This window comes from Pseudomonas sp. MPFS, from assembly GCF_022537035.1.
GTDB lineage: Bacteria > Pseudomonadota > Gammaproteobacteria > Pseudomonadales > Pseudomonadaceae > Aquipseudomonas > Aquipseudomonas sessilinigenes.
Genome location: NZ_CP066123.1, coordinates 3,406,346 through 3,422,193, shown reverse-complemented (window position 1 = coordinate 3,422,193; position 15,848 = coordinate 3,406,346). Strand labels below are relative to the sequence as shown.

Genomic DNA, 15,848 nt, shown 5'->3' with positions numbered 1-15,848 from the left:
GAGCTGTTGTGCATCGCGTCAAATGCGCCGCTTGCGCTCAAGGGTCGGCACGCTGGATTGCGGCACCACCACGTGCTCCACCTGCCCCACCGCTGCCGCCATGGCTGCCAGCGTCGGTTGGGCGAGCAGCACGCGCAAGTCAGCGTCCAGCCCTTGCTTGCGCATCTGCTCGACCAGGCTGACCGCCAGCAACGAATGCCCACCCAGCTCGAAGAAGTGGTCATGACGCCCCACCCGTTCAACCTTGAGCACCGTTTGCCACAGCTGTGCCAATGCCACTTCCACCGGCCCCTCGGGCGCCTCGTAGGCACGGCTGAGCACCGCGTCCTGGTCCGGCGCCGGCAAGGCCTTACGGTCGACTTTGCCGTTGCCGGTCAGCGGCAGGCTGTCCAGTCGTACATAGGCGGCTGGCACCATGTACTCCGGCAACTGCCCCTGCAGGCGGGCGCGCAGAGCCTCGATATCCAGGCTTTCGCGTTCGGTAAAATAGGCCACCAGACGCTTGTGCCCTGGCTCGTCCTGGCGGGCCAGCACCACGGCATCCTTGACGCCAGGGCAGCCGGCCAAGCGGGTTTCGATCTCGCCCAGCTCGATACGGAAGCCACGGATCTTCACCTGTTGGTCGTTGCGCCCCTGATACTGCAACGTACCGTCGGCGCGCCAGGCCACCAGGTCGCCCGTGCGGTACATCAAGCCGCCGTCGCTGAACGGGTCGACGAGGAATTTCTCTGCCGTCAATTCAGGCCGGTTGAGGTACCCCAGCGCCACACCCTGCCCACCGATGTACAGCTCACCGGTCACCCCGACCGGCACGGGCTGCTGATGCGCATCAAGCACATAAGCGCGGCTGTTGCCGACCGGTTTGCCAATTGGAATGCTGCCCTCATCCGCCCGGGTGATCTCATGGGTGGTCGAGAAGGTCGTGGCTTCGGTCGGGCCATACCCGTTCAGCAGATGCCTAGGAGCACCGCCTTTGAGTACCCGGGCAATCACGCTCGGGTCCAGCACATCGCCGCCGACGATCAGGTAGCGCAGGCGCGCAAAGGCCTCCAGCAAACCCTCGGCGTATTGATGGAACAACCCGGCAGTCATCCACACCACGCTGACGTCCTGCTGCAACAGGGCGGCAAACGCATGTTGCGTCAACAGTGTGTCCTGGTCGATCACCACCACCGCGCCGCCATTGAGCAACGGCGCCCAGACTTCCAGGGTGCTGGCATCAAACGCCGGGTTGGACGCGAACGCCACGCGGTCGTGCTGATTGAAATCGGCATAACCGTTATTGATCACCAGTCGTGTGATGGCTCGATGGGGCACCCGCACACCCTTGGGTGTACCGGTAGAGCCGGAGGTGTACATGATGTACGCCGCCGCCTCGCTGCTGACCACCACCGCCGGCTGGTCATCAGGCAGTTGGCCCAAGTGGGCCTGATCCAGATCGAGCCGCTGCACCTGCAACGCCTTGCCCAGCCCGGCGTGGCTCAACAGCAACGTCGCCTGGCTGTCGCTGAGCATGAAGGCCTGGCGTTCGACGGGTGCATTGACGTCCAGCGGCACATACACCAGCGCGCATTTGCTCAGGGCCAGTTGGCTCACGAGCAGGTCAATCGAACGTTCCAGCAGCACGGCCACGCTTGACCCTTCCGGCATTCCCAGGCTGACCAGGTGATGGGCCAGACGGTTAGCACGGGCGTTCAGTTCGGCATAGCTCACCTGTTGCTCGCCGTGCACCGCCGCCACGGCCTGCGGCTGCGCCTGTGCCCACGACTCGAACATCTGGTGCACCGGCATGCTCGCCGGATAGTCACGTACGGTGGCATTGAATCCGTGCAGCACATGCCTGCGCTCCTCTGCGGGCAGGATCGACGGGTGCTGGAAAGCAGCATGGGGAGCCTGCTCCAGGGCATCGAGCAGATCGCCCAGCACCGTGGTCATGTACCCCAGCACGCGCTGTGCACCGACCGACTGCGGCGCCAGGGCATTGACCCGGAAGTCCTCGCCCACATCGTCCACCGAAAGAATCAACGGATAGCTGTCGACCCCTTCCCCGCCGATCATTTCGATCCCTTCCCAGGCCGCCCGGCTGGCGTCGCTGGCGCTGGCCGAACCATGACGGTAATTGAGCAAGGCACTGAACAACGGCGCCGGCGCGGCAACCCCACTGCAGCGTTGAGCCAGGGTCAATGACGCATGCTCATGGGCGAGCAACTGGCTCAAGGCGGCATGGGTACGCTTGACGGCCACCGACACACTGTCATCGGTCAGGCGCACACGCAGCGGCAACGTATTGATGAACATGCCCAGGGAGCGGTCGGCGCCTTCGCCGGCCTGCAAGCGACCGAGCAACACCGTGCCGAACACCACGTCGTCGCGCGACGACACCGCACCGACCACCTGCGCCCATGCCCAGTGATACAGGCTGGCCGCACTGACGCCCAGTTGCCGCGCCTGCTGGCGCAGGCGCTGGCTGAACGCCGCGCCCAGCCAGTGTTCGGCTTCTTCGCTGGGGTCCCGCGCGCTGTCGATGCGTTGCACGCCAAACGGCAGCGTCGGCTCGTCGACATCGCCGAGCATCTGGGTAAAGAACGCCTCGTGGGCCGCGCGGTCCTTGCCCTGCATGGCCTGAGCGACATAGTTGCGGTACGGCACCGAAGCCCCGAGTTGCGCCTCACAACCACTCATGTGCGCTTCGATTTCCGCCACCAGCACGCCCATGGACGTGGCGTCATTGACCAGGTGGTGGAAGCTGAGCATGCCAATCCAGCGCTGATGCTGCGGATCATGGGCGAAGCCCAGATGCATCATCGGTGCCTGGCGGATGTCCATGCGGTGACGCCCCAGGCTGAAGTGCTCGCGCAGTTGCGCCAGCACCTCGCCCGCTTGCGGGATGAATTCCTCAACCGTCAGCGGAGCCTCGCGCCAGACCACTTGCACCGGTGCTTCCAGTTGCGCCCAGAACAGGCTGGTACGCAGGATGTCATGGCGCGCGATCACCCGTTGCAGGGCCTGGGCAAACCCTTCCAGGCGCTGGCGGCTGTCGAATGCGAACAACGCATGTTGCTGGTACGGGTCGCCCTGTTCGGCGCTGATATGGTGGTACAACAAGCCCTCCTGCAGCGGTGCCAGGGCATAGATGTCCTGCACGTTGGCCACGCCGCCCGGGACACTGGCGACAATTCGCTCGATACTCGCCTGATCCAGTGTGGCCAGGGGCAGCAGGTCCGGGGTGATCTGCGTGCAATCCGGCTCGATCCGATTGCGCGGCACCGCCACTTCGTGACCGGCACCCACGGAAGCGGCGAGCGCTGCCAGGGTTGGCTGACTGAACAGCACGCGTACATCGGCCTGCAAACCGGCCTGGCGCATGCGTTCCACCAGGCCCACCGCCAGCAATGAATGCCCGCCCAGTTCGAAGAAGTTGTCGTGACGCCCCACCTGCTCCAGCTTGAGCACTTCGGCCCAGATCTGCGCCAGGGTGGTTTCCACTTCCCCTTCAGGTGCCTCATAGCCACGGCTGATCAGCGCATCCAGCCCCGGTTCCGGCAGCGCCCGGCGGTCGAGCTTGCCATTGGCGGTGAGCGGCATATGGTCGAGCCGCACATAGGCGCTCGGCACCATGTACTCGGGCAATTGCGCCTGCAACCAACTGCGCAAGTCCTCGATCGACACGGCTTGCGTCTCGGTGAAGTAAGCGACCAGGCGCGCCTCCCGCGCCAGTACCACGGCTTCGCGAACCTGGGCATGCTCGCCCAGGCGGGTTTCGATTTCGCCCAGCTCGATACGCACACCGCGGATCTTCACCTGGTCATCGTTACGCCCCAGGTAATCCAGTGTGCCATCCGGCAACCAGCGCGCCAGGTCGCCGGTGCGGTACATACGCGCCTGCGGGTCGTGGCTGAACGGATCCTTGAGGAAGCGCTCGGCGGTCATTTGCGCACGGTTCAGGTAACCGCGCGCCACCCCGGCCCCGGCCACGTACAGCTCGCCGGCAACACCGACGGGCACTGGCTGTTGATGCGCGTCCAGCAGGTACACCTGGGTGTTGGCCACCGGCCTGCCGATATGCAGCGCCTGGCCGGCCTCGACCACACCGGAGGTGGCGACAACCGTGGCCTCGGTCGGGCCATAGTTGTTGACCAGTTTGAAGCGCTGCGGCGTGTGGAACTGACGCAGGCGGTCGCCACCGACCAACAGGGTCTTGAGGGTCGGGTGTTGCAGGTTCTGGCTGAAGGCGTACTCCGCCACCGGCGTGGGCAGGAAGCTCACGTCCAGCGGCTGCGCCAGCCACCACTTGAGCAGCGCATCAATGTCTTCGCCGCCCTCCCGGGCCGGTGGCAAGTGCAGGGTGGCGCCCACGCACAGGGCTGGCCAGACTTCCCAAGCCATGGCGTCAAAACCGAACCCGGCAACGCTGGAGGTGTGGCTCCCGTGCCGCAGCTCAAACGTGTCGCAGTGCCAGTTCACCAGGTTTTCCAGGGTCTGGTGCTCAACCATCACGCCCTTGGGCAGCCCGGTCGATCCGGAGGTGTAGATCACGTACGCCAGGTGCGCCGGGGTGAGCCCGCTGACCTGCGGGTTACCCTTCGACGGCCCTTGCCACAGGCGACTGTCCAGCTCCAGCACTGGCGCGGTCACGGTCGGCAGGCGCTGCGCCAGGGCGGGCTGCATCAGCACGGCCACGGGTGTGCTGTCCTCCAGCAGGTAACTCAAGCGTTCGGCCGGGTGCGCCGGGTCGATCGGCACATAGCACGCGCCCGCCTTGAGAATCGCTACCAGCCCGACCAGCATTTCCAGGCTGCGCCGCGCGCAGATGGCCACGCGGTCGTCGGGCTGCACGCCCAGTTCGATCAACTGGTGCGCCAGCTGATTGGCCTGCCGGTTCAACTCGCTGTACGTCAGGCTTTGGCCCTGGTACACCACGGCCAGTGCGTGGGGGTACAGCTCGACCTGGGTTTCAAAGCGCTGGTGAAGGGTGTGTCCGACGGGGAAGTCGATCTGCGTGGCGTTGAAACCGCTCAACAATTGCTGGCGTTCATGAGCCGGCAGGATCGACAGGTGATGCATCGGCGTGTCCGCCGTGTGCTCCAGAGCCTGTACCAGGCCCTCGACCACACCCACGACATAGTCGCAGATGCGCTGCGCGCCCACCGAGGCCACCACCAGCGCGCTGAGGCTGAACGCTTGGCCTTGATCGTTGACGCTCAAGGTCAGCGGGTAGTTGCTGTGTTCCTGTGCCTGCAACAGTTGCATGCCTTGCCAGGCCTCGGCTTCGGCACCGGACACCGGTGCGCCATGGCTGTGGCGATAGTTGAGCAAGGCACTGAACAGCGCCGTGGATTGCGCGACGCTGCTGCAGCGTTGCGCCAGTGCCAGCGAGGCATGCTCGTGGGCCAGCAGGCCGTTGAGCCGTGCATGGGTGGCCTTGAGCGCAGCCTGCACGCCGATACCTCCCAGGTCGACACGCAACGGCAGGGTATTGATAAACATCCCCAGCGCCCGCTCCGCCCCCTCGCCGCCTTGCATGCGGCCCATCAACACCGTGCCGAACACCACGCGCTCGGTACTCGACACCACACCCAGCACCTGAGCCCACGCCAGGTGGAACAGGCTGGCGGGGCTGACGCCCAGTTGCCGCGTCTGCACGCGCAGGCGCCGACTCAGCCCGGCGTCAAGCGGCATATAGGCTTCCTCTACCGGCTCGTCATCGGCAATCCCTTGCAGGCCAAAGGCCAGGGTTGGCTCCTCAATGTCCGCCAGCTGTTCGCGGAAGAACCGCTCGTGCGCCTGCTCGCCCTGCCCCAGGCGGGTTTGCGCCACATAGTTGCGGTACGGCACCGGGGCCTGCAGCTGTGCCGTCTCGCCCATGAGGAAGGCTTGCATTTCCTGCTGCACCACCTCCATGGCCACGTGATCGAGGATCATGTGATGGAACAACAGCGTGGCGACCACGCGGCCATCGGTGGCCTCTTCGGCATACAGCAGCTGCATCATCGGCGCCTGGGTCAGGTCCAGGCGTGGCTGCCGGATATCCGGCGACGCACGCTGCACCGACAGCCGCGCAGTGCGCCACACCACCTGCATCGGTTGTTGCAGGCCCTCCCAAACCACGCTGGTGCGCAGGATGTCATGGCGTTCGATCACCTGTTGCAGCGCTGCGCTGAACGCGTGCAAGCGCTCGACGTGCTCGAAGGCGTAGCGCAATTGCATGACGTAAGGGTCGCCGTGCACCGCGCTGAGGTGGTGATAGAGGATGCCTTCCTGCAACGGTGCCAACGGGTAGATGTCCTGCACGTTGGCCGCGCCACCGCTGACTGTGGCGACGATGCGCTCGATGCTCGCCTGGTCAAGGGTGGCCAGCGGCAACATCGACGGCGTAATGCGGGTGCAGTCGGCCGGGATCAGGTTGGCCGGTACCGCCTGCTCTTCGCTCGCCCCCACCGATGCGGCCAGCGCCGCCAGGGTCGGCTGATTGAACAAGGTGCGCACGTCCGCCTTCAAGCCGGCTTCACGCATGCGGCCCATCAGGTTGACCATCAACAGCGAATGGCCGCCCAGTTCAAAGAAGTGGTCGTGACGCCCGACTTGCTCCACCTCGAGCAGTTCGCACCAGAGCCGCGCCAGGGTGATTTCCGTCTCGCCCACCGGTGCCTCGTACTCGCGCACCAGTACCGACGTGCTGTCCGGGTCCGGCAGCGCCTGGCGATCCACCTTGCCGTTGGGGCTCAGGGGCAGCGCGTCCAGCAGCACATACGCCTGGGGCACCATGTAGCTCGGCAACTGTGCTTGTACCTGCGCTCGCAAGGCCTGGATGTCCAGGCTCGACGGCGCGCGGCAATAAGCGATCAGGCGCTCGTTGCGCACCAGCACCACGGCCTCCTGCACCTCGGCATGGGCGACCAGGCACGCCTCGATTTCACCCAGTTCGATGCGCAAGCCGCGCAGCTTGATCTGATCGTCGTTACGGCCCAGGTATTCCAGCGTGCCGTCCGCCAGGTAGCGCACCAGGTCGCCGGTTTTGTACAAGCGCCCGCCCGGGTTGAACGGGTCGGCCAGGAAGCGTTCGGCGGTCAGGTCATCGCGCCCCAGGTAACCGCGAGCCACCCCGGCACCACCGATGTACAGCTCACCGGCGACACCCAGCGGCAGCAGCTGCAGGTGCGCATCGAGGACATAGGCGCGGGCGTTGGCGATGGGTTTGCCGATTGGCACCGCATCGAGCGGGCCTGGGTCATTGAAGGTCCAGGACGTGCTGTCGATGGTCGCTTCCGTCGGCCCGTACAGGTTGACGATGCCGTGGGTGGTCAGTGCACGGGCCTGCATGGCCAACTGCGGGTCAAGGGCTTCACCGCCGCTGAACAGGTAGCGGCAGCGCACGCCCGTCTCGGGCAATTGCACCAGCAGGCGCAACAGGCTCGGCACGAACTGGGCAATACTCACGCCCTGCTCCACCAGCGTACGCGCCATGTGCTCGACATCCCGCGAGGCTTCAGCCGGCAGCAAGACCAGCCGCGCACCGATGGCCAACGGTGTCCAGATTTCCCAGACCGACGCGTCGAACGCCACCGAGGTCCGTTGCAGGAAGCGGTCTGTGGCATCAAAACCAAAGGCATGGGTTTGCCAGCTGATGTGGTTGACCAGCGAGCCGTGTTCCACCATCACGCCTTTGGGGCGGCCGGTGGAGCCTGAGGTGAAGATCACATAGGCCAGGTCATGGGCCTTGGCCAGGGCGGGTGGATTGTCCAGCGGCTGCCCTGCCAAAGCGGCATCCGCCAGGTCAATCAGCGGCATGGCCGTATCGCCCAGCGCGCCACGGCTGGAGTCCTGCACCAGCACTGCCAGCGGCTGGCTATCCTGCAGGGCGAACGCCAGGCGTTGCGCCGGGTATTCGGGGTCCAGCGGCACATAAGCGGCGCCGGATTTGAGGATGCCCAACAAGCCGACAATCAGCTCCAGGCTGCGTGGCATGCAGATCGCCACGCAGCTATCGGCGCCCGCACCAAGGCTGCGCAAATAATGGGCGACGCGGTTGGCCTGCTCGTTCAGGTCGCGGTAGCTCAACTGCTGGTCGCCCAGCACCACCGCAATCGCCGCCGGGTCCCGAGCGGCCTGGGCCTCGATCATCTGCACCACGGTGGTATCGCGCGGGTAATCGGCGTCGGTGGCGTTAAACCCGAGCAGGGTCTCGCGCTCGGCGGCGGGCAATACCGACAGTTGCGGCAAGGCCGTGCGAGGCGCCATTTCCAGTGCATTGGCCAGGTTATCCAGGCTGATCAGCAGGTAGTCCAGCAGGCGCTGCGCACCGATTGCCCGCGGTGCGCGCGCGGTCAGGCGGAACTCACTGCCCAGGTCATCGACTTCCAGCACCAGCGGGTAGCTGACGATGCTGTCGCTTTCCAGCCCGACGATACCTTCCCAGGCCTGTTGGCTGTGTTCATCAGCGGCCGTGATATGGCGGTAATTGAGCAGGCTGTTGAACAGCGGCGTTGGCGCGGCCACTGCGCTGCAGCGTTGCGCGAGGCTTAACGGCGCGTGCTCATGGGCCAGCAATGCCGACAACCCGGCGTGGGTGTGCTTGAGTGCTGCCTTGACCTGCAGGCCGGCCATTTTCACGCGTAACGGCAAGGTGTTGATAAACATGCCCAAGGCCCGGTCGGCGCCCTCACCGGCTTGCAGACGGCCCAGCAGTACGGTGCCGAACACCACGTCATCCTGGCCCGACACGGCGCCCAGGATTTGTGCCCACGCCAGGTGATACAGGCTGGCCGCACTCACCCCGGCCAAACGTGCCTGGGCCCGGATACGCAGCCCCAGCGCTGCCGGCACGTTGCCGAGCACTTGCTCGCTGCTCGCGGCGTCCATGGTGTCGAGCAAGCCGAACGCCAGGGTCGGCTGGTCAAAGTCGCCGAGCATGTCGCGGAAAAACGCTTCATGGGCGGCGCGATCCTTGCCTTGACGGGTTTGCGCCACGTAGTTGCGATACGGCACGCTGGCGGGCAACCGGTGCTGCTGGTCGAGCATATGCGCTTCGATTTCCGCCGTCAGCACACCCAGCGAAGCAGCGTCATTGACCAGGTGATGGAAGACCAGCATGCCGATCCAGCGTTGCTGGCGGGGGTCATGGGCGACCCCAAGGTGCATCATCGGCGCGCGGCGCAGGTCCAGTGGGAAACGGCTCGGGTCGAGTTGTTCACGCACTTGCGCAGCCACGTCGCCGTCTTCATCCACATTCAATGATGTGAGCCCCAGCGGCGCCTCGCGCCAGACCACCTGCACCGGCGTTTCCAGGCCGTCCCAGACCAGGGCGGTCCGCAGGATATCGTGACGGGCAATCACTGCCTGCAAGGCCTGGGCAAATGCATCCAGGCGCTCGCGACTGTCAAATGCAAACAGCGCGTGCTGCTGGTATGGATCGCCGTGGCTGGCGGTGACGTGGTGATACAACAGGCCTTCCTGCAACGGTGCCAGCGCATAGATATCCTGCACGTTGGCCACGCCGCCCGGTACACCGGCGACCACACGATCAATGCCCGCCTGGTCCAGGTTGGCCAAGGGCAGCATGTCAGGCGTGATGCGCTCACAGCCCAGGCCGATGCGATTGGCCGGTGCCGCGGTCATGCGCCCGTTATCGACGGCCGCCGCCAAAGCGGCGAGTGTCGGCTGGCTGAACAGGACCCGCACATCGGCGCTGAGCTCGACCTGGCGCATCCGCTCGATCAGGCTGACCGCCAATAGCGAATGGCCGCCCAGTTCGAAGAAGTTGTCGTGGCGCCCGACTTGCTCAACCTTGAGCACATCGGCCCAGATCTGCGCCAACAGGGTTTCGATTTCGCCCTGGGGCGCTTCGTAGCCACGGCTGAGCAGTGCGTCCTGATCGGGCGCTGGCAAAGCCTTGCGGTCGACTTTGCCGTTGTTGGTCAGCGGCAGGCTGTCCAGACGTACGTAGGCGGCCGGAACCATGTAGTCCGGCAGTTGATCGTGCAAATGATCGCGCAGCGCTTCGATTTCCACTCGGCTGCGTTCAGTGAAGTAGGCCACCAGGCGCTTGTGCCCTGGTTCATCCTGACGGGCCAGTACCACCACGTCCTTGACCTGGGGGTGTTCGCCCAGGCGCGCTTCGATCTCGCCCAGTTCGATACGGAAGCCGCGAATCTTCACCTGCTGGTCGTTACGCCCCAGGTACTGCAGGGTGCCATCGCCACGCCAGGCCACCAGGTCGCCGGTGCGGTACATCAGGCCGCCGTCGTTGAACGGGTCGACCAGGAAGGCGTGGGCCGTCAGGTCGGTACGGTTCAGATAACCCAGGGCCACGCCCTGCCCGCCGATGTACAACTCGCCGGCGACACCTACTGGCACCGGCTGCTGACGGGCATCCAGCACATAGGCCCGGCTGTTGCCGACCGGTTTACCGATGGGAATGCTGCCCTCGTCTGCGCGTTGAATTTCATAGGTGGTCGAGAAGGTAGTGGCTTCGGTCGGGCCGTAACCGTTCAGCAGGTGCTGCGGTGCGCCGTCCTTAAGCACGCGCGCAATCACACTTGGGTCCAGCACATCACCGCCGACAATCAGGTAGCGCAGTTGCGGGAATACCGGCAGCAAACCTTCGGCGTATTGGTGGAACAAACCGGCGGTCATCCACAATACGCTGATCGACTGCTCTTGCAGCAAGGCGGCGAAGGCGTCACGGGACAACAGCGTGTCCTGATCAACCACCACCACTGCGCCGCCGTTGAGCAACGGTGCCCATACATCGAGGGTACTGGCGTCGAATGCCGGGTTGGAAGCGAAGGCCACGCGGTCCTGCGGGTTGAACTCGGCATAACCGTTGTTGATCACCAACCGTGTGATCGCCCGGTGCGGCACCAGCACGCCTTTCGGCGTGCCGGTGGAGCCGGAGGTGTACATGATGTAGGCCGCGGTTTCCGATGACTGCTCCAGGGCCGGGTTGTGCTCGGATTCCGTGCTCAGGTCGAGGCTGTCCAGGTCCAGACGATGGCCAGCCACCTCGGTTGTGCTGGTGGTCAACACCCAGCGGGCGCCGCTGTCTTCAATCATGAAGGCTTGGCGATCCGTCGGCGCATTCACATCCAGCGGTACATACACCGCCGCGCACTTGCTGATCGCCAACTGCGCCACCAGCAAATCCAGGGAACGCTCCAGCAGGATCGCCACCCGCTCACCCGGTGCTGCGCCGAGCTCCAGCAGGTGGTGGGCCAGTTGGTTGGCCCGCGCATTCAGTTCACCATAGGTCAGTGAAACTGCACCCTGCACCGCCGCCACGGCGTGCGGGGTTGCCGCTGCCTGCTGCTGGAACACGTCGTGCACGGTCTGCCCGCCGGGATAGGCACGTGCCGTGGCGTTGAATGCCTGCAGCACTTGCCGCGCTTCTTCCTCCGGCAACACCGTGACGTGCTCCAACGGCAGCTGCGGCGTCTGCTCCAGTGCCTGCACCAAGTGCGTGACGGCGGTCAGCAGGTAGTCACAAATGCGGCGCGCCTCAATCGGCGAGACCACCAGCGCGCTGAGATTGAACTGCTCGCCCAGGTCATCGACGCTCAGGGTGATGGGGTAGTTGGTGCGTTCTTCGGCGTGCAGCAGGTACATGCCGTGCCACGCCTGGTCCATCTCCACCGCGTCTTCGACCCCGGCACTGTGGCGGTAGTTGAGCAAGGCATTGAACAACGGCGTGGTGGCCGCGACTCCGCTGCAACGCTGGGCCAGGGCCAGTGAGGCATGTTCATGCCCCAGCAATGCCGTGAGCCGCGCATGGGTGGACTTGACCGCCCCCTGCACGCTGACCTGTGCCACGTCCACGCGCAGCGGCAAGGTATTGATAAACATCCCCAGCGCCCGGTCCGCCCCCTCGCCGCCTTGCATGCGCCCCAGCAGCACGGTGCCGAACACCACATTCTGACGACCCGACAGCGTGCCCAATACACGGGCCCAGGCCAGGTGGAACAAACTGGCGGCACTCACGCCGGCCTGACGCGCCTGCTCACGCAGCCGCAGGCTGAGGTCGACGTCCAGCAAGTGCGTGGCCTCGCCCACACCGTGACCTTCGCCCTGCACATCCTGCAGGCCGAACGGCAAGGTGGGCTCATCGAGGGTGCCGAGCATCTCGCGGAAAAACGCCTCGTGCTCCGCTTCGCTGCTGCCCAGCCGGGCCTGCGCCACATAATTGCGGTAAGGCACGGCATGCCCCAGCGCCTCGCCGTGGCCCAGCAGGATCTTGCGCATTTCCTGCTGCACGGTATCGAGCGCGGTGTGGTCCATGACCAGGTGATGGAACATCAGCACCGCGACGATGCGCCGGTTGGCCGGGTCCTGGGCGTAGACCATGCGCATCAAGGGGGCCTGAGTCAGGTCGAGGCGATAGTGACGGGCGTCGAAACGCTCGCGCAGTTGCGCCAGCACGTCACCTGCCGCTGGGTCGCATACGACCTCCTGCACCACCAGTCGGGCCTTGCGCCACACCACTTGCATCGGGCTTTCCAGACCTTCCCAGACCAGACCGGTACGCAGGATGTCATGCCGGTCGATGACCGCTTGCAGCACATCGGCGAAGACCTGGAAACGCTCAAGGTTGTCGAAGCCGTAGCTTGATTGCAGCAGGTAAGGGTCGCCTTCGTCGGTACGGATATGGTGGTAAAGCACCCCTTCCTGCAACGGCGCCAAGGGATAAATATCCTGCACATTGGCCACGCCGCCCGGTACCGAGGCGACAATGCGGTCGATGCCGGCCTGGCTCAGTTGGGCCAGCGGTAACAGTGCCGGGGTGATGCGTTCGCAGTCAGGGGTAATCAGGTTGGCCGGTACGGCCACCTCGCGTCCGCTGCCAACCGCAGCCGCCAGCGCGGCCAGGGTTGGCTGGCGGAACAACACGCGCACATCGGCGCTGAGCTCGACCTGACGCATCCGCTCGATCAGGCTCACCGCCAATAACGAGTGGCCACCGAGTTCGAAGAAATTGTCGTGGCGCCCTACTTGCTCGACCTTGAGCACATCGGCCCAGATCTGCGCCAGCAGGGTTTCGATTTCGCCTTGGGGCGCTTCGTAGCCACGGCTGAGCAGTGCGTCCTGATCCGGCGCCGGCAAGGCCTTGCGGTCGACTTTGCCGTTGTTGGTCAGCGGCAGGCTGTCCAGACGCACATACGCGGCCGGGACCATATAGTCCGGCAACTGGTCATGCAGATAGTCGCGCAGGGTTTCGATGTTGATGGTTTCGCGTTCGGTGAAATAAGCCACCAGGCGCTTGTGCCCCGGCTCATCCTGACGAGCCAACACCACCACGTCCTTGACCTGGGGGTGTTCGCCCAGGCGCGCTTCGATCTCACCCAGTTCGATACGGAAACCACGGATCTTCACCTGCTGGTCGTTACGCCCCAGGTATTGCAAGGTACCGTCGGCACGCCAGGCCACCAGGTCGCCGGTGCGGTACATCAGGCCGCCGTCGTTGAACGGGTCGACCAGGAACGCATGGGCCGTAAGGTCGGTACGGTTCAGATAACCCAGGGCCACGCCCTGGCCGCCAATGTACAACTCGCCGGCGACACCTACTGGCACCGGCTGCTGACGGGCATCCAGCACATAGGCGCGGCTGTTGCCGACCGGCTTGCCGATGGGAATGCTGCCCTCGTCCGCACGCTGAATTTCATAAGTGGTCGAGAAGGTAGTGGCTTCGGTGGGGCCGTAGCCGTTGAGCAAGTGCTGCGGCGCCCCGTCCTTGAGTACGCGGGCGATCACGCTTGGGTCAAGCACATCACCGCCGACAATCAGGTAACGCAGTTGCGGGAATACCGGCAGCAAACCTTCGGCGTACTGATGGAACAGCCCGGCAGTCATCCACAGCACACTGATTGACTGCTCTTGCAGCAAGGTGGCGAAGGCATCGCGTGACAACAACGTGTCCTGATCGACCACCACTACCGCACCGCCGTTGAGCAACGGTGCCCACACGTCGAGGGTACTGGCATCGAAAGCCGGGTTGGAAGCGAAGGCCACGCGGTCCTGCGGGTTGAATTCGGCATAACCGTTGTTGATCACCAGCCGCGTGATCGCCCGGTGCGGCACCAGCACGCCTTTCGGAGTGCCGGTGGAACCGGAGGTGTACATGATGTACGCCGCAGTTTCCGACGACTGTTCCAGGCTCGGGTTGTGCTCGGATTCCGCGCTCAGGTCGAGGCGGTCCAGGTCCAGACGATGGCCAGCCACCTCGGTCGCGCTGGTGGTCAGCACCCAGCGGGCGCCGCTGTCTTCAATCATGAAGGCTTGGCGATCTGCCGGGGCGTTCACGTCCAGCGGTACATATACCGCTGCGCACTTGCTGATCGCCAACTGCGCCACCAGCAAATCCAGGGAACGCTCCAGCAGGATTGCCACCCGCTCACCCGGCGCTGCGCCGAGGCCCAGCAGGTGGTGGGCCAGGCGGTTGGCGCGGTTGTTCAGTTCACCATAGGTCAGTCGCTGCCCATCCTGCACTGCGGCCAGTGCCTGAGGCTGCGTGGCCACGAGCGCTTCGAAAACCCCGTGCACCGTCAGCGCGGCAGGATACGCCCGTGTGGTGGAGTTAAAGGTCTGCAGCACCTGTTCGCGTTCAGTCGCCGGCAATATCGCCAGGGCCTGCAGCGCCGTGGTCGATGACTGCTCCAGCGCCTGCACCAACTGCTCCAGCGCCTGGTGTACAAAGCCGCACACCCGTTGCGCGCCGATCTGAGCCAGAGTCAGTACGGTCAAGCTGAAACCGTCACCCCACTCGTCCACGTTCAAGGTCAGCGGGTAGTTGGTGCGCTCCTCACCGCCGAGCCCTTCCATACCCTGCCAGGCTTGCTGGACTTGCTCGGAGCCCTCGGCCACGGCGCTGTGCCGGTAGTTCAGCAATGCACTGAACAACGGCAAGGGCGCGGTCACCTGGCTGCAGCGTTGCGCCAAGGCCAGCGACGCGTGTTCATGCCCCAGCAACGCGCTGAGGCGCACATGGGCCTGGCGCACGCCGGCACGGGCATCGCGGTGGTCGATATCAAGACGCAGGGGCAAGGTATTGATAAACATGCCCAATGCCCGTTCCGCGCCTTCACCGCCGAGCATTCGGCCCATCAGGACGGTGCCGAACACCACGTTCTGCTGGCCGGTCGCGGCCGCGAGCACCTGTGCCCAGGCCAGGTGAAACAGGCTGGCGGCACTGACGCCAAGCTGACGCAACTGGCCACGCAGGCGCCGATCGAGTTCGGCATCGACCACCAGGTGCGCTTCTTCGATATGTTGGGCATCGCCTTGCACATCTTGCAGGCCGAAGGGCAAGGTCGGGGTATCGATATCCCCGAGCAGCTCGCGAAAGAACGCCTCATGCTCCTGCTCGCTGACACCCAGGCGCGCCTGGGCCACGTAATTGCGATAAGGCACCGGTTCGGCCAGTTGCACAGCCGGGTCCACCAGGTAGGCCTGCATTTCCTGGCTGACCACCTCCAGCGCGGTATGGTCCAGGGCGATGTGGTGGAACAGCAGAATCGCCGCCACACGCTGCCGGGCCGGGTCCTGGGCATACACCAGTTGCATGAGCGGCGCGCTGGCCAGGTCGAGACGATGTTGGCGGGCCCCAAACCGTTGCTCAAGCTGGGCCATCACATCGTCGCCTGTCTCTTCCAGCGGCACCTCTTGCACATCCAACTCAGCCTTGCGCCACACCACTTGTACCGGGGCCGGCAGGCCTTCGAGCACAATCGCGGTGCGCAGGATGTCGTGTCGATCGATCACGCGCTGCAGCGCCTGGGTAAATGCCTGCAAACGCTGCATGTCGGCAAAGCTGAAGCGCGCCTGCAGCAGGTACGGATCACCCTGCTCGGCGCTGAGGTGAT

General features: G+C 64.9%; 1 protein-coding gene (cut by a window edge). It reads right to left on the bottom strand.

Annotation, left to right across the window (positions count from 1 at the left end):
- Nucleotides 1-18: 18 nt before the first annotated feature.
- Nucleotides 19-15,848 carry the 3' portion of a non-ribosomal peptide synthetase gene (locus I9018_RS15735; RefSeq protein ID WP_277398108.1) on the bottom strand. Its footprint extends 3,568 nt past the window's final position, so the window shows 15,830 of its 19,398 coding nt (coding positions 3,569-19,398); its start codon lies beyond the right edge, outside the window; its stop codon occupies nucleotides 19-21.